The sequence below is a fragment of the Arthrobacter sp. 2MCAF14 genome, from assembly GCF_052115645.1.
Taxonomy (GTDB): Bacteria; Actinomycetota; Actinomycetes; order Actinomycetales; family Micrococcaceae; genus Arthrobacter.
Genome location: NZ_JBFRHB010000022.1, coordinates 21557 through 36617, shown reverse-complemented (window position 1 = coordinate 36617; position 15061 = coordinate 21557). Strand labels below are relative to the sequence as shown.

16 protein-coding genes are annotated in these 15061 nt (G+C 63.3%); 12 read left to right on the top strand and 4 right to left on the bottom strand.

Translation table 11 applies throughout. The features are described 5' to 3' along the window. Window positions 1–7 precede the first annotated feature (7 nt). The 5 genes from hpaE to AB4074_RS15255 all read left to right on the top strand — a co-directional run bounded on the left by hpaE (window position 8) and on the right by AB4074_RS15255 (window position 4862). On the top strand, window positions 8–1522 hold the full coding sequence (hpaE, locus tag AB4074_RS15275; protein ID WP_441414131.1) for a 5-carboxymethyl-2-hydroxymuconate semialdehyde dehydrogenase: 1515 nt from the start codon (window positions 8–10) through the stop codon (window positions 1520–1522). A gap of 34 nt (window positions 1523–1556) precedes the next feature. After that, window positions 1557–2645, top strand: a complete 1089-nt coding sequence (gene hpaD / locus AB4074_RS15270; RefSeq protein WP_441414130.1) for a 3,4-dihydroxyphenylacetate 2,3-dioxygenase — start codon at window positions 1557–1559, stop codon at window positions 2643–2645. A 53-nt stretch (window positions 2646–2698) separates the two neighbouring features. Further along, entirely contained in the window at window positions 2699–3484 is a 786-nt protein-coding gene (gene hpaH, locus AB4074_RS15265) for a 2-oxo-hept-4-ene-1,7-dioate hydratase (protein WP_441414129.1), read from the top strand. Next, window positions 3469–4317 carry an HpcH/HpaI aldolase family protein gene (locus tag AB4074_RS15260; protein ID WP_441414128.1) on the top strand — a complete coding sequence of 283 codons (849 nt, stop codon included), beginning with the start codon at window positions 3469–3471 and terminating at the stop codon, window positions 4315–4317. The genes hpaH and AB4074_RS15260 overlap by 16 nt, the downstream gene beginning before the upstream one ends. A gap of 107 nt (window positions 4318–4424) precedes the next feature. Further along, window positions 4425–4862, top strand: a complete 438-nt coding sequence (locus tag AB4074_RS15255) for a hypothetical protein (protein WP_441414127.1) — start codon at window positions 4425–4427, stop codon at window positions 4860–4862. A gap of 11 nt (window positions 4863–4873) precedes the next feature. On the opposite strand, the gene AB4074_RS15250 is transcribed toward AB4074_RS15255, so the two are convergent. After that, window positions 4874–5410, bottom strand: coding sequence for a hypothetical protein (locus tag AB4074_RS15250; RefSeq protein ID WP_441414126.1), 537 nt, complete (start codon window positions 5408–5410; stop codon window positions 4874–4876). 302 nt (window positions 5411–5712) lie between these two features. Between AB4074_RS15250 and AB4074_RS15245 the strand changes: the two genes are divergently transcribed. Further along, window positions 5713–6921, top strand: a complete 1209-nt coding sequence (locus AB4074_RS15245) for an aspartate transaminase (RefSeq protein ID WP_441414125.1) — start codon at window positions 5713–5715, stop codon at window positions 6919–6921. A gap of 45 nt (window positions 6922–6966) precedes the next feature. Further along, a complete protein-coding gene (locus AB4074_RS15240) occupies window positions 6967–7641 on the top strand; it encodes a 4-carboxy-4-hydroxy-2-oxoadipate aldolase/oxaloacetate decarboxylase (protein WP_059388748.1) in 675 nt (224 codons plus the stop codon). Between the two features lie 131 nt (window positions 7642–7772). On the opposite strand, the gene AB4074_RS15235 is transcribed toward AB4074_RS15240, so the two are convergent. Further along, window positions 7773–7994 carry a hypothetical protein gene (locus tag AB4074_RS15235; protein ID WP_236813600.1) on the bottom strand — a complete coding sequence of 74 codons (222 nt, stop codon included), beginning with the start codon at window positions 7992–7994 and terminating at the stop codon, window positions 7773–7775. Window positions 7995–8128: 134 nt separating this feature from the next. Further along, window positions 8129–9061 (bottom strand): LysR substrate-binding domain-containing protein, encoded by a 933-nt coding sequence (locus AB4074_RS15230; RefSeq protein ID WP_236813598.1) that lies wholly within the window; start codon window positions 9059–9061, stop codon window positions 8129–8131. Window positions 9062–9573: 512 nt separating this feature from the next. On the opposite strand from AB4074_RS15230, the gene AB4074_RS15225 reads away from it, so the two are divergent. The 5 genes from AB4074_RS15225 to AB4074_RS15205 are packed head-to-tail and all read left to right on the top strand — an operon-like array spanning window position 9574 to window position 14300. Further along, window positions 9574–10362, top strand: a complete 789-nt coding sequence (locus tag AB4074_RS15225; RefSeq protein ID WP_441414124.1) for a LamB/YcsF family protein — start codon at window positions 9574–9576, stop codon at window positions 10360–10362. A 1-nt stretch (window position 10363) separates the two neighbouring features. Beyond that, a complete protein-coding gene (locus tag AB4074_RS15220) occupies window positions 10364–11086 on the top strand; it encodes a 5-oxoprolinase subunit B family protein (RefSeq protein WP_441414123.1) in 723 nt (240 codons plus the stop codon). After that, window positions 11083–12096, top strand: coding sequence for a biotin-dependent carboxyltransferase family protein (locus tag AB4074_RS15215; RefSeq protein ID WP_441414122.1), 1014 nt, complete (start codon window positions 11083–11085; stop codon window positions 12094–12096). The genes AB4074_RS15220 and AB4074_RS15215 overlap by 4 nt, the downstream gene beginning before the upstream one ends. A gap of 57 nt (window positions 12097–12153) precedes the next feature. Continuing rightward, a complete protein-coding gene (locus tag AB4074_RS15210) occupies window positions 12154–13494 on the top strand; it encodes an MFS transporter (protein WP_345448102.1) in 1341 nt (446 codons plus the stop codon). 56 nt (window positions 13495–13550) lie between these two features. Continuing rightward, complete coding sequence (locus tag AB4074_RS15205; protein WP_441414121.1) at window positions 13551–14300, top strand: SDR family oxidoreductase; 750 nt, start codon at window positions 13551–13553, stop codon at window positions 14298–14300. Window positions 14301–14404: 104 nt separating this feature from the next. On the opposite strand, the gene AB4074_RS15200 is transcribed toward AB4074_RS15205, so the two are convergent. Then, window positions 14405–14839 carry an acyl-CoA thioesterase gene (locus AB4074_RS15200; protein ID WP_084784486.1) on the bottom strand — a complete coding sequence of 145 codons (435 nt, stop codon included), beginning with the start codon at window positions 14837–14839 and terminating at the stop codon, window positions 14405–14407. Between the last annotated feature and the right edge of the window lie 222 nt (window positions 14840–15061).

The following is a 15061-nucleotide window of genomic DNA, read 5'->3' as shown; positions in this document are numbered from 1 at the left end:
GAAAACAATGACGTTCACTGCACCAGAAACCACCACCCATTACGTCCCGGAGGACCTTCCGGCCCACATCCAGCACTTCATCAACGGCAAGTTCGTTGACTCCGTGGGCGGGAAGACCTTCGACGTCCTGGACCCGGTCTCCAACGGTAACTACGCCACCGCCGCGGCCGGGCAGAAGGAAGACATCGACCTCGCCGTCGCCGCCGCCCGCGAAGCTTTCGTGAATGGCCCGTGGCCGAAGATGAAGCCGCGCGAACGTGCCCGCGTGCTGAACAAGATCGCCGACGCCGTCGAAGCCCAGGAAGACCGTCTCGCCGAGCTGGAGACCTTCGACACCGGTCTGCCGATCACCCAGGCCAAGGGCCAGGCGCTGCGCGCGGCGGAGAACTTCCGTTTCTTCGCGGACCTGATCGTGGCCCAGTTCGACGACGCCATGAAAGTCCCCGGTTCCCAGATCAATTACGTGAACCGTAAGCCGATCGGCGTCGCGGGCCTGATCACGCCGTGGAACACCCCGTTCATGCTCGAGTCCTGGAAGCTCGCCCCGGCCCTGGCCACCGGCAACACCGTGGTCCTCAAGCCTGCCGAGTTCACCCCGCTCTCGGCCTCGCTCTGGGCGCAGATCTTCAAGGACGCGGGCCTGCCCGACGGCGTGTTCAACCTGGTCAACGGCCTCGGCGAGGAAGCCGGCGACGCCCTCGTCAAGCACCCGGACGTGCCGCTGATCTCCTTCACGGGTGAGACCACCACGGGCCAGACGATCTTTCGCAACGCCGCGGCCAACCTCAAGGGCCTGTCCATGGAGCTGGGCGGCAAGTCCCCGTGCGTCGTGTTCGCCGACGCCGACCTGGACGCCGCGATCGATTCGGCCCTGTTCGGGGTCTTCTCCCTCAACGGGGAACGCTGCACCGCCGGCTCGCGGATCCTCGTCGAACGCGCCATCTACGACGAGTTCTGCGAAAAGTACGCCGCCCGCGCGAAGAATATCGTCGTCGGGGACCCGCACGACCCCAAGACCCAGGTCGGCGCCCTCGTCCACCCTGAGCACTACGCCAAGGTCGCCTCCTATGTGGAGATCGGCAAAACCGAAGGCCGGCTGCTCGCCGGAGGAGGACGCCCGGAACACCTCCCGGAAGGCAACTACATCGCCCCGACCGTGTTCGCCGACGTCGCCCCCGACGCACGGATCTTCCAGGAGGAAATCTTCGGACCCGTCGTCGCGATCACTCCGTTCGAGAACGACGACGAAGCCCTCGACCTGGCGAACAACACCAAATACGGCCTGGCGGCCTACATCTGGACCCAGAACCTGACCCGCGCCCACAACTTCGCCCAGAACGTCGAGGCTGGCATGGTGTGGCTGAACAGCCACAACGTCCGGGACCTGCGCACCCCGTTCGGCGGCGTGAAGGCCTCGGGCCTGGGACATGAGGGCGGCTACCGCTCCATCGATTTCTACACCGACCAGCAAGCCGTGCACATCACCCTCGGCGCTGTCCATACTCCTAAATTCGGCGCCTAAGCGCTTCCACCCCTTTCAAAGAAGAGAGAACCCCATGACCAACTTCGTCGCCACCCCCACCGTCCCGGCTCCGGATATCGTCCGCTGCGCCTACCTCGAACTCGTCGTCACGGACCTCGCCAAGTCCCGTGAGTTCTACGTGGACCTCCTGGGCCTGCACGTCACCGAGGAAGACGAGGGCACCATCTACCTGCGCTCCTTCGAGGAGTTCATCCACCACAACCTGGTCCTGCGCAAGGGACCGGTCGCCGCGGCCGCCGCGTTCGCGTACCGGGTGAAGTCCCCGGCCGAGGTGGACGCCGCCGAGGCCTACTACCGCGAGCTGGGCTGCCGGGTGGAGCGCCGCAAGGACGGCTTCACCAAGGGCGTCGGTGACTCCGTCCGCGTCGAGGACCCGCTGGGCTTCCCCTACGAGTTCTTCTACGACGTGGAGCACGTCGAACGCCTTACCCAGCGCTACGACCTCTACTCCGCCGGTGAGCTGGTCCGCCTGGACCACTTCAACCAGGTCACCCCGGACGTTCCCCGGGGCCGGAAGTACCTCGAGGACCTCGGCTTCCGCGTTTCGGAAGACATCAAGGACTCCGACGGCGTCACGTACGCCGCGTGGATGCACCGCAAGCAGACCGTGCACGACACCGCCCTGACCGGCGGCAACGGTCCCCGCCTGCACCACATCGCCTTCTCCACCCACGAGAAGCACAACATCATCCAGATCTGCGACAAGATGGGCGCCCTGCGCATCAGTGACCGGATCGAACGCGGCCCCGGCCGGCACGGCGTCTCCAACGCCTTCTACCTCTACATCCTGGACCCGGACGGGCACCGCATCGAGATCTACACCCAGGACTACTACACCGGGGACCCGGACAACCCCACCGTCACCTGGGACGTTCACGACAACCAGCGCCGCGACTGGTGGGGCAACCCCGTCGTTCCGTCCTGGTACACCGAGGCCTCCCTCGTCCTGGACCTGGACGGCAACCCGCAGCCGGTCATCATCCGCGAGGAAAAGAGCGAAATGGCCGTCACCGTCGGCGCCGACGGCTTCTCCTACACCCGCCAGCCCGACGGCGGCCCCTCCGGCGAAAAGATGGGTTTCAAGGTCGGCTCGCAGCTCTAGGCCCGCAGCCCTCAACGTATGCTGACCGCAGGATGGCCGAACGGAGTGTGGAGATGCTTGACCCGAAGACGATAGAAACCATTGCGGACGAACTACTGGAAGCAGGCCGGTCCCGGACCCCGGTTCCACGCCTGACTGCCCGCTACCCGGAGATGACGGTGGAGGATTCTTACGCCGTCCAGCAATTGTGGCGCCGCCGCAACGAGGACGCGGGCCGGAAGCTGGTAGGCCGCAAGATCGGGCTGACATCCAAGGCCATGCAGGACGCCACCGGCATCACCGAACCGGACTATGGCGCGATTTTCGATGACATGGTCCTGGAAACCGGGTGCTCCGTTCCGTGGGACCAGTACACCCACCCAAGGGTGGAGGTGGAACTGGCGTTCGTGCTCAAGAAGGACCTGTCCGGGCCCGGTTGCACGATCTTCGACGTCCTGAACGCCACGGACTACGTGGTTCCGGCCCTTGAGATCCTGGATTCCAGGATCGAGATGGAGGGCCGGACCATCGTGGACACCATCTCGGACAACGCGGCCATGGGCGCCATGGTGGTGGGCGGGCGCCCGGTGCGCCCGGACGCCGTCGACCTCCGCTGGGTATCGGCGATCCTGTACAAGAACCAGACCGTGGAGGAGACCGGCGTCGCCGCGGGCGTGCTGGACCACCCGGCCAACGGCGTGCACTGGCTCGTTAACAAGATCGCCCCGCACGGCGACGGGCTGAAGGCCGGGGAGATCATCCTCGCCGGCTCCTTCACCCGCCCGCTCTGGGTGTACAAAGGCGATACCGTCCACGCCGACTACGGACCCTTGGGAGTTGTCACATGCCGGTTCGAGTAGAACCAGACCCAACGTTCCGCGAAGCCTTGCGGAACCAAACCGGCCCGGCCGGCCGGCCCCTCGCCGGGATGTGGGTGTGTTCCGGCAGCCCGCTGATCGCCGAACTGTGCGCCGGGGCTGGGCTGGACTGGCTCCTGATCGACGCCGAACACAGCCCCAACGGCCTTGAATCCATCCTTGCCCAGCTGCAGGCGGTCCGCGGCTACCCCGTCCAGGCCGTGGTCCGACCTCCGGTGAACGACACCGTGCTCCTGAAGCAATACCTGGACCTGGGCGTGCAGGACCTGCTGATCCCCATGGTCAACTCCGCAGCGGAAGCCAGGGCCGCCGTCGCTGCGGTACGCTACCCGCCGCACGGCGTGCGGGGCGTCGGCTCGGCATTGGCCCGCGCCTCGCGCTGGAACCGCATCCCGGACTACCTCGCCCGCGCCGCCTCGACCATCAGCGTCACGGTCCAGATCGAAACCGAGGCCGCCGTCGCCGCGGTCGAAGAGATCCTGGCGGTCGACGGCGTCGACGCCATCTTCGTCGGGCCCTCCGACCTCGCGGCGTCCATGGGCCTGCTGGGACAGCAGGAACACCCCAAGGTGCGCGCCGCCGTCGAGCACTGCCTTTCCGCGGCGAAGACCGCGGGCAAGCCGGCCGGCGTGAACGCCTTCAACGAAGCCACAGCGCGTGCGTATATGGACGCCGGGGCGAAGTTCGTGCTGGTCGGCGCGGATGTCGCGCTGCTGGCGCGCGGCACGGAAGCCCTCGCGGACAAGTTCATTCCAACAGCCCCCGACGGCGAAGCGCCCGTTCGCGGGACAGGTGACATGCCGTCGAGCTACTGAACTAGGTAGGTAGTCGGTACTCTTCCGGAGGTCCTTGGACAGAGCTACATTGGATATCCCCGAGGCCCCTCGGGGGCGGTCGAGGAGGGGGGTCGTCCGCAACTTCAATGGAGCATGCCGTGGTCGCGCAACCAGATCTCAATCCTCAACAAGCTGCAGCCATCGGCCAACCGCCGGGTGCAAGCCGTTCAGGCACCGTCGAGTACGATCTTCGGGCTGTTTACGTCCCGCAGTCCGGGCTGTTCCTGGATGATGAGGGGCGCGAATTCTTCGTCACTGCCGTGGAATTCTGGGAGCACGCGACGGTAGTCAGTCTGTGCTGGAAACGCAGGCCCATGGCAGGGCAGGGAAGTCCGCCCTTGGTTGCGACGGATGAGCACGACCGTGTGTTGAGTGTGAAGCGCATCTGGAACGTTGGCGCGCGGTCGATCCAACATTTTGAACCGATCGATACGTCCGCCCGCGCATTGACGGTGCTCATCGCAAGGAAAACGGGAACACAGGAACTGTTTAGCTGCAGGACGCCGCCGGCAAGGAAAGAGTGAGGCGCCTTGGCTTAGGCGGGCCGTCGGATTCGGCGGGTGGCCTTGCGGATGTGGTCCGGCGTGAGGCCAGTCAACGATGCGAGTTCGATGTCGTCGCACGCCCGGCTGCGCAGGGCCATGACAATCAGTGCTTCCCTGCGGTCCTCGATGCGTCCCCTGTGTTCCCCGGCCGCATCGAGTTCAGCACTTTTGGCCTTCAAAGCATCGAGATGGGCGCTGCGCGGGAGGCCGCTCGGATGGAGGTCAGCATAGGCCAGCCCGATAGTTCGGACGGCACGCATGTTCTCCCCGGTCACGGCGGAAATTGTGGCCAAGGTGAGCCCGTCTTCAAGGGCCTGGGCGATCATCTCGTTGCGGGCAGCGGTCAATGTCCGGATGGCGCTTGTTGCTTGAGATAAGAGCTGCTTATGGGCCGTGAGCGAATGGATGAGCTTGTCGTGTTCACCGGTGGCCGGTGCGCGGTCCTCACCCACCATTGGCGCCTTGGAGCGGTATGTGTACCTGCCTGTCGTCGAGCGGCGGGGAGTGGTCCCTGATTGAGCTTGCATGTGCTCCCTTTCCGACCCGGCTCTGATGGATCATGGCTTGTCTGATCTGAAGAATCTAGGCCCTGGACGCTCCACCGCGGAAATACCAATACCGCGTGAACCCATAAGCAAAGTGCATGGAAGATTCCCATATGGGGTTGAAATGTCCCTGACCACAGAATCCCTATATGGATCAGGTGGTCATAAGGGCCTCTTATTGATCCACGCACATTAGGTCTTATCCACGGCGCCCGGCAGTGCCTAGTCTCGAAATTGGGGATTCGACACCCGAATCCTGAGTTTCACGATTCTGGAGAAGACAAATGTCCGAGTACCTGCCGGCGTCGAGGGTCACACGCATCAAGTCCTCAGCGAGCGTCGCGGCCGCCGCCCGCGTCCGTGAACTACGAGCCGAAGGCATTCCGATCATCGACCTGACTGTCGGCGAGCCGGACTTCGACACCCCTGACCACATCAAGGCGGCCGCGATCGAAGCGATCAACGCCGGCCAGACCAAGTACACCTCGGTGACTGGAACTCCGGAGCTGCAGACCGCTATCCTCAGCCGGATTGAAAGCCACACCGGCGTGCACTACGAAGCGAACCAGCTGACCATAGGCGGCGGTGCCAAGCAAGTCCTCTACGTAGCACTCATGGCTTCGCTCAACGAAGGCGACGAGGTCATCGTCCCCGCACCGTACTGGGTGTCCTACCCGGACATGGTCCTCGCCAACGACGGCACGCCCGTGATAGTCGCTTGCGGAGAAGACACCGGCTTCAAGCTCACACCGGCCGCCCTCCGCGAAGCCATCACGCCCAAGACCAAATGGCTTATCCTCAACGCTCCGTCCAACCCGACGGGAGCTGTGTACTCACGCGAAGAACTGCAGGCCCTGGGTGCCGTCCTTGAGGAATTCCCGCATGTCTACATCCTCACCGACGAGATCTACAACGAAATCCACTTCGGCGTCGGCCGGGTAACCAGCCTCGTCACGGCGGTTCCTTCCCTGCGCAGCCGCATCCTGCTGGTCAACGGCGTCTCCAAGGCCTACGCGATGACCGGTTGGCGCCTTGGTTACGGCGTGGGCCCGGCGCCTTTGATCGCGGCTATGAACAAGCTGCAGTCGCAGACGTCCTCATGCCCGTCGTCGGTCAGCCAGGCAGCTGCGGCGGCCGCCCTGAACGGCGATCAGTCGTTCGTCCGGGACAGTGTGGAGGTGTACCGCAAGCGCCGGGACGTCGCCGTCGAGGGCCTTAATGCCATTGACGGACTTTCGGTGGCCCCGGCCGAGGGCGCCTTCTACGCCTACGTGAACTGCAGCGGCGTCATCGGCAAGACCGCTCCTGACGGCACCGTGATCGAAAATGACCAGGACTTCACGCTGTACCTCCTCAACGCGGCCGCGGTTGCCGTCATCCAGGGCTCGGCCTATGGCCTTGGCCCGTACTTCCGGATCTCCTTCGCCACATCGCTGGAGACCATCAACGCCGGCGTGGACTCGATCCGCAAGGCAGTCAGCGCCCTCAACTAAGCCCCACAGGCACTCCAGCAGCCAGCCAAGAGAAAGATTCAGAAAATGATCCACGTCAAGACCAAGTTCCAGAGGCCGGACGCCGACGTCGTCAGCCGCCTCGCGGCGTTCTCCTCCGCGACCATCCACGAAGCCCAGGGCCGCCGCGGCGCCTTGAGTTCCAAGATCAAGCCGATCGACCGCTCCATGTCCTTCTGTGGGCCGGCCGTGACCGTGGCTTGTGCCCCGCAGGACAACCTTATGCTGCAGGTCGCCATCCACTACGCCCAAGCCGGCGATGTCGTCCTGGTCGGTGCGCAGGAATTCTCCGACGCCGGAACCTTCGGCGACGTCTTGGGCAACGCCATGAAAGCCAAGGGCATTGCGGCCATGGTGACGGATTCCGGTGTGCGGGACACCCAGGACCTCATCGAACTGGGCCTGCCGGTTTTCTCGGGCAGCGTCTGCATCAAGGGCACGGTCAAAGAAACCCTTGGGCCGATCAACCACCCACTCGTCTTCGGCGATGAGATCATCTACCCCGGCGACATCCTCCGCGGTGACGCTGACGGCGTCGTGGTGGTCCGCCGTGAAGAAGCTGAAGAGGTCATCGCGCTCTCCCAGGCCCGGGACGACGCCGAACGCGAGCTCATCAAGGCCTACCACGCAGGAGGCACCACCATCGAGTTGTGCGGGCTGACGGAGAAGCTGAAGGCCAAGGGGCTCTTGGTCGAAGACTGACTGCGTCGCTCTAAGGCCGGTCACAGAAAGCGGTGGCCGGCCTTTTGCGCGCCCGTTTCCGGGCACCAAGAAGGCGCCTTGCCAGGGGCAAGGCGCCTTGAGTGGTGCAGTGGGTTTGAGGAAACCCCGAGTCAGTCCAGTCCAGGGTGTCCTGGCCGTGCGTCGACCAGGTACCACTCGATGCTATGTCCAGCGTGGGCCGGCATGAGGCTTCCTTCGAAGACGAAGAGGGGTTCGCCCAGCCCGCCCACTGGACGCCAGAAACCGTTCCTTGGGCAGTGGAATCCGGTCCGTGCACTGATCGCTCCGAGGGTTGGATTCGAAGCCCACCGGGTCTGGCTGATCTTTTTCACCGCTGTTCCTTTGATTGGGTTCACGGAATCCGCGAGCCGCTTTCGAATTACTTGCTAATTCGATAATAGGAAATAAAAACGCCGGTGAATAAGACCAAAGATGTCTGTCCGGATAAGGCAATGTTATGGATGGATCACGCTTCGGCTGGATCGGCCGCGTACTTGCTGATCAATTGTTGCTGGAGCATCTCCTTGACCAGGATGAGCACTGCGGAGGCGGCCTCGGACAGCGGCTCGTGGTCGGGGGTGCACAGGGCAATCTTGCTCTGCAGGGCCGGTTCGACGATCCGCAATACCTTGAAGTTCTCATCAGGGAAGAGCGCATCAGCGGCCGATTTCGGCAGCACCGTGGCCCCGAGGTTTGCGCGGATGAGTCGAACAAGTGACGGAACCGATTCCACTTCGCCTACAAGGCGCAGGGGCAACCCGTGGTCAGCCAGTCCCTTCTCGATGATCTGGCGCAGGGTGTGGTTTTTTTCGGGGAGGAATAGCCCAAGGCTGCTGGCTTCCTCGAGGGTGACCGTTGTTCGACCTTGGGCCACATCGACGTCCTCATGGGTCACCAAGTGCAGGTCTTCCACAATCATGGTGGTGAACTGCACTCCGCGGATCTTCCCTGGCTCGTAGATCAGGGCCATGTCCAGGCGGCCGTTCTTGATTGCCTCGCTCAGCACGCCGCCGAAGATCTCCGTCAGGTGCACCACAATGTCCGGGTATCGCCTGCCCACCTCGCGGATGATCTGCGGCGTCAGGCTGGAAGCCATGCTGTACGGTGCGATGGCGATGGACACCCTGCCCGACGGTGCGGCCCCGGATGCCGCTACGTCCAGCCGGGCTTGTTCCACGAGCCGCAGAATGGTCTGGGCGTGACGATAGAGGGTGTGTCCCGCAGCGGTTGGCTCGACTCCCTGCTTACTGCGGATCAGCAGGCGCTGCTTCAAATCGCTTTCCAGCGCCGACACCTGCTGGCTGAGGGCGGGTTGGGCGACGTGGAGCGCTGCGGCGGCCTTGGTGATGCTCCCCGAATCGACGATCTTTACAAAATACGAGAGCTTCCGCGTATCCATGGGTCTGCCTTCCTCCAGGTCCTCATTGGGGCCTGGATGCCATAAGGAAATTCTATGTAGGGACACACAATCCGTCTTTGTGTGACCTGTCTCTCAGCGACTAATTTGAGATCCACATCCCCATGGTGGCGTTTCCCAACCATTTACCGACAGTTCGTTGACTCCCCATCAACCAATTGTCCCGATACCCAAATATAGACGCATTTGGCGACTCGCCGTCGTCGACCTTCAACAAGGAGGACGACGACGGCGGTCCGGCGCCATGCGGTCCCTGCCAGCAGCATGTGTGCCCTAGGTCATAACCGGGAGCTATCCCGTGATAGCGAATAGGTCTTTGTGCCCGAACTTCTCGGGTGCGAGACTTCTATCACCAAAGAATTACCGACAGTTCGCCGGATTGAAGAATTTTAGCTAAACACTTTCAATCGAAAAGGCGACTGAGTTTACCGGATATTCCTGCCGTTCGTATGGAATTACCGGACCCCAATGCAGAACCACGGAAAGAGAACCACGTGAACCCGACAATTGATCTTGTAGCGGATCTTGGAGAGGGATTCGGTGCCTACACCATAGGCAGCGACACCGATCTTCTGGAGATCGTTTCAAGCGCCAATATCGCTTGCGGGTTCCACGCGGGCGATCCCGACATCATGGACGCCACCGTCGCCGAATGCGTTCGCCGCGGGGTGGGTATCGGAGCTCATCCGAGCTTCCCGGACCTGCGTGGTTTCGGCCGCCGGGACATGGGCCTCACTGCCAACGAGGTGCGCGCCGATGTCCTGTACCAGCTGGGGGCCCTGAACGGCTTCGCAGCCTTCCACGGAACCAAGGTGACCCACATTGCTCCGCACGGCCGGCTGGGAAATCTCGTGGCAGTGCGTGCGGATTACGCTGCGGCCGTGGCTGAGGCCGCAGCCCGCGTGGACAACGAACTCATCGTGGTCGCTCAGGAGGGCGAGTTGGCCAAGGCGGCACGTTCCGCCGGCCTGGACGTGGCCATTGTCGGCATCGTCGATCGTGCCTACCAGGAAGACGGGACCCTGGTCCCGCGCAGCCAACCCGGCGCCGTACTGCACGATCCCTCGGTCATTGTGGAGCGAACGGTCCGCATGGTGTGCGAGGGCAAGATCCGCTGCGCCAATGGCACTGACATCGACATCTCGACTGACACTGTCCTGCTTCACGGAGACAACCCCGGCGCCGTCGAGCTCGCCCGGCTCATTCGCTCGGAGCTCATTTCGGCCGGGGTCCGTATCGCCCCGTTGACCGAAGTCATGGATGCCAAGAGGAAGGCGGCCTGACATGTCCGTTCTCACTACGGCTCCCACCGAGATCTACGAATCCGGAGACTCCGCATTGCGCGTCGTCGCCCTCGCTGAAGCAAGCGAGGACAACTGGCTCACGGTCCACCGTCTTGCTGACTGGCTGGAGAGCTGTGGCGCCGAGGGCCTTCATGGCGCGGTACCCACCTACGATTCCGTGCTGGTGGAATTCGACCCCGTCCTGGTGTCGGCCCGCCAGGTGCGCGCGTTCGTGAAGCTGGGACTCCTTGAAATGGGCCGGTCAGCCGGCACCGCAGCAGCACCCCGTGAATTTGACGTCCCGGTGGCCTACGGCGGAGAATACGGTCCCGACCTGGAGAAAGTAGCCGAGCAACAGGGCATCTCCACCGAGGAAGTCATCCGCCTTCACACCGAGAAGACCTACACGGTTCGCTGCCTGGGTGCACCGGCCGGCTCGCCAATGATGGACGGCCCCGCGTTCCCCAAGCCCGTACCGCGCCTCAAGGATCCCCGCCTCAGCGTCCCGGCAGGGGCAGTGGCAGTGGCTGGACGCCAAGCCGTCATCGCTCCCGCGTCCGCGCCGGGTGGTTGGTGCGTCATCGGTCAGACCCCTTTGACCGTCCTGAACATTCGTCGTGAACCACTGGTCCCTTACAAGCCAGGAGATATTCTCCGGTTCCGTCCTATCGAGGCCGGAGAATTCGACTCTTACGTCGGCAAGGAACTGGAACCAAGGCCATGAACGGGCACATCCTCATCCAGCAACCGGGTAATTCCGTGGTCACAGACCTTGGCCGTTTCCGGGGACCGCGCTTTGGACTGCCGGTCAACGGCGCCCTGGACCAGTATTCTGCACGGGCCGCCAATATCCTGGCCGGCAACCTCGACAACGATCCCTTGGTGGAGATCACGGCCCTCGACTTCAGGATGAAGACACAGTCCGACATCCTGATCGCAGTCACGGGGGCACCCCTGGCACTCACCGTCGGAGGGCGTCCGAGCAGCCAGTGGGAACCGGTTTCGGTCCGCGCGGGCGAGACGGTAGCCATCCGGGGAATCAACCGGGGTCTCCGTGCCTACCTGGCCATCCACGGCTCTGTGGAGGCGCCGATGCTGCTGGGTAGTTGTGCTCCGGACACCGTTGTGGGCTTCGGCCTGCAGCTCAAGGAAGGAACCACACTCCTCACCCGCCGCAGCGTGGGCCCCGTTCGCCAACCGTACTTCGACCTTCCGCTCTTCCGGCTTGGTCTTGAACGGCCGGACATGGGGCAGGAATTGATGGTCGATGTGACCGACGGTCCGGATGTCGCCGAGTTTGGCGATTCCGCCGAGTTGCTCTTCACATCGGAATACGCCGTGAGTGGCCGGAGCAACCACATCGGCTTGAGGCTCGGCGGCGAGCTGCCGGAAAGAACCTCCAGTGGTGAAGTGCTTTCACGCGGGGTCCCGGTGGGCGCCGTCGAGGTTCCTTCCCGGGAAGAGTTGCTGGTACTGCATCGGGGACGCGGCGTCACCGCCGGATATCCAGTCCTCGCAGTGGTCACCAGTAATGGCCTGGACGTCCTTGCCCAAGCCCGCCCGGGTGACAAGGTCCGCTTCAGGAAAACAACGGTGGCGGAGGCAACTTCCGCCCACCGGCGCTCGCGGGCGCAGCTTGAAACCCTCCGCGAATCCGTCAACACAGTCTTCGGACTACTTGGCATTGGATGCCGACCTCAGTGGCAGGACCTCCCGGTTGCGGCATGCAGCTAAAAACCTGTCGTCAAAACCAATAGGCGTTGCTACGCTCAACATCAAGAAGGAAATGTCATGACCGCTAACACCAACGCTGCACAAGTGCAGCATGAACGGCTCACAGGCCGTCAAACGCGCAAGGTTGTCACCGCAGGCTGCGTTGGCATCTTCGTGGAACTTTATGACAACGGCATCTTCGCGTTCATGGCCGGAACGCTTGCCTTGGTGTTCCTCGCCCCGGGCAACCCGGACAACGCCTTGTTGTTCGTCTTTGCCGGCTACGCAGTCTCGTTCTTCGTCCGGCCCCTCGGCGCAGTTGTATGTGGCTACCTGGGCGACCGGATCGGCAGGCAAAAGCTACTAGTCTTCGTCATTCTGCTGATCAGCGTCGCCACCGCCGGTATCGGGGTCCTGCCCACGTACGCGGCCATCGGCATCGCAGCGCCAATCCTGCTCGTCCTCCTGCGGCTCCTGCAGGGCTTTTCGGTTGGCGGCGAGGCCGCCGGCGCCATGACCTTCCTCGCTGAACACGCCCCTGAAGGCAAGCGCGGCATCATCACCTCCTACGCACAGATCGCGTCGTTCGCAGCACTGCTCACCGGCACCCTCGTGGCGTTCTCCATGTCTCCTTGGCTCACCCAGTCCGCGATCGACGGCGGCGGCTTCGGTTCCTTCGCATGGCGCATTCCGTTCCTGGTCGCCATCCCCATGGGCGTCATCGGTTGGTACATCCGCAAGGCCATCGCAGACACCCCCAACTTCACAAAGCTCAAGGAAGAGGGCGGCCTCTCCAAGAACCCGCTCAAGGAAGCCTTCCAGTCCGCTGAGCACCGCCGGGCCATGGTTCTGGCCCTCTTCATCCCGCTCATGAACGGTTCCGGCTACTACGTCCTGTTCTCCTACATGCCTACGTTCCTCAAGGGGAAGCAGCTCAACTTCACCATCGGCGAGGCACTGTTCATCACCGCCTGCAGCCTGGTTGTCATCTGCATCGCCATTCCTTTCATGGGTGCCCTGTCCGACCGCATCGGCCGCAAGAAGGTCATCGCAGGCTCCGCCATCGCCATGACCATCCTGGGTATCCCGTCCTACGCCCTCATCGCAACGGGAAACATGGGCCTGGCTATCCTTGGCGCCTCGATCATGGCCATCGTCTTCGCCGGCCACACGGCCGTCATCCACATCCTGATCGTTGAGCTCTTCCCCACTCGGGTTCGGTACTCCGCTTACGGCCTCGGCTACAACATCTCTTCCGCGCTCTTCGGCGGAACGGCCCCGTTGTTGATGACCTGGCTCATCAGCAGCACCGGCAACATCTACATGCCCGCCTTCTACGCAGTCATCACGGCCCTCGGCACGCTTGCAGCCGTGAGCACGGTCAAGGACCGGGCCCACGAACCCCTGCGCGACGCTTAGGCGCCGCTGACCTTCGGCACAGTTCGTGCCTTCCATTTCCACTCTTTGGAGAACCGATGTCTTTTTCCGACTACAACACCGCCCTTGTCACCGGAGCGTCAACCGGTATGGGTGCCGCGATCACGGAGCGACTGGCCAAAAGGGGCCTGACCGTTCACGCCGTGGCCCGCAACGAGGAACGCCTCAGCGAACTGGCCGACCGTACGGGCGCCATCCCCCACGTAGTTGACCTGACCGACACAGCGGCGTTGACCGCCGTCGTGAGCGAATTGAAGATCGACGTCCTGGTCAACTGCGCCGGAGTTTCCCGGCCCGGCAACCTCCTGGACTCGTCCGAGCAGGACATCGACGAGCTCATCGACGTCAACCTTCGGGGCCTGCTTCAGTTGACACGGCTGGTCCTGCCGGGCATGGTGGAGCGCGATCTGGGCCACATCATCAACATCAGCTCGATCGCAGGCGTCTACAACTTCTACGGCCACACGGTGTACCACGCCACGAAGGCAGCCGTGCACCAGATCTCCCGCCAGCTCAGGAATGACACGGTCGGCAAGCGCATCCGCGTGACCGAGATCTGCCCCGGCAGGGTGGAAACCGAGATCTTCGGCCGGAACATGGGCGGCACGCCTGAAGCCATGGAAGAAGCGTGGAAGACCTACTACGAAGGCTACGAGTCGCTGACCACTGACGACATCGTGAACGCCCTCGACTACGCCATAGAAACCCCGCGACACGTCAATGTGGGCATGCTGGAACTCATGCCGACGTTCCAGGTCCCGGGAGGCCTCACCTTCGACAGGCGCTGATCGCAGCAAGCTGGCGGCCGCGAATCTCGCGGCCGCCAGCACCCGTTTCCGGGGAAAAGCTTTTGGTCGGGCCCGCCACTTAGGGCAGGCCCGACGTCGGGCGCTCAGTCCTCGTGGAGCGCTTGCGTCAGGTGGTGCGTGGGGATGCGGTCACGGTCATAGGTGATTTCCGTGTAGCCGTGCGGTTCCGGCCGGCCGTCGTGCCCGAGATTGACGAACACGATTTCCTCGATGGTCAGGATGCTGTCGCGGGTGATCATGTTGCGCACCTCCGCACGCATGGTCAGCGAGGTCCGGCCGAAGCGGACTGCGGTCAGGCCCATCTCCACCAGATCGCCCTGGACGGCCGAGCTGACGAAGTTGATCTCCGAGATGTACTTGGTGACGGCGCGGCCGTTGCCAAGTTGGAGGATTGCGTAGATTGCCGCTTCCTCGTCGATCCACTTCAGCAGGCTTCCACCGAACAGCGTGCCGTTGGCGTTGAGGTCCTCCGGACGAATCCACTTGCGGGTCCGGAACGTGATGTCAGCCTTTTCCATAATGCGAGATTAGCCGAGGCTGGGCGCCCGCGTCTCCTGCGGCGTGCCATGCTCGGCGCGACTCCGTAACATGGATACGGTGCACCCGGTTCAGGGCACAACACGACACGCCGATTCGCGCACCATGCGGCACACCGGGGAACGCGCTGGAGGAACACCATGAAGATCGACAAAACCCACCGTAGCGCCGGGCTGGGCGCCCGGCCTTCCGATGTGGACCAC

Bases quoted from the DNA above. Each gene is read 5' to 3' on its own strand.
- hpaE (WP_441414131.1), top strand. From the start codon at position 8: ATGACGTTCACTGCACCAGAAACCACCACCCATTACGTCCCGGAGGAC.
- hpaD (WP_441414130.1), top strand. From the start codon at position 1,557: ATGACCAACTTCGTCGCCACCCCCACCGTCCCGGCTCCGGATATCGTC.
- hpaH (WP_441414129.1), top strand. From the start codon at position 2,699: ATGCTTGACCCGAAGACGATAGAAACCATTGCGGACGAACTACTGGAA.
- AB4074_RS15260 (WP_441414128.1), top strand. From the start codon at position 3,469: ATGCCGGTTCGAGTAGAACCAGACCCAACGTTCCGCGAAGCCTTGCGG.
- AB4074_RS15255 (WP_441414127.1), top strand. From the start codon at position 4,425: ATGGAGCATGCCGTGGTCGCGCAACCAGATCTCAATCCTCAACAAGCT.
- AB4074_RS15250 (WP_441414126.1), bottom strand. From the start codon at position 5,410: ATGCAAGCTCAATCAGGGACCACTCCCCGCCGCTCGACGACAGGCAGG.
- AB4074_RS15245 (WP_441414125.1), top strand. From the start codon at position 5,713: ATGTCCGAGTACCTGCCGGCGTCGAGGGTCACACGCATCAAGTCCTCA.
- AB4074_RS15240 (WP_059388748.1), top strand. From the start codon at position 6,967: ATGATCCACGTCAAGACCAAGTTCCAGAGGCCGGACGCCGACGTCGTC.
- AB4074_RS15230 (WP_236813598.1), bottom strand. From the start codon at position 9,061: ATGGATACGCGGAAGCTCTCGTATTTTGTAAAGATCGTCGATTCGGGG.
- AB4074_RS15220 (WP_441414123.1), top strand. From the start codon at position 10,364: ATGTCCGTTCTCACTACGGCTCCCACCGAGATCTACGAATCCGGAGAC.
- AB4074_RS15215 (WP_441414122.1), top strand. From the start codon at position 11,083: ATGAACGGGCACATCCTCATCCAGCAACCGGGTAATTCCGTGGTCACA.
- AB4074_RS15210 (WP_345448102.1), top strand. From the start codon at position 12,154: ATGACCGCTAACACCAACGCTGCACAAGTGCAGCATGAACGGCTCACA.
- AB4074_RS15205 (WP_441414121.1), top strand. From the start codon at position 13,551: ATGTCTTTTTCCGACTACAACACCGCCCTTGTCACCGGAGCGTCAACC.
- AB4074_RS15200 (WP_084784486.1), bottom strand. From the start codon at position 14,839: ATGGAAAAGGCTGACATCACGTTCCGGACCCGCAAGTGGATTCGTCCG.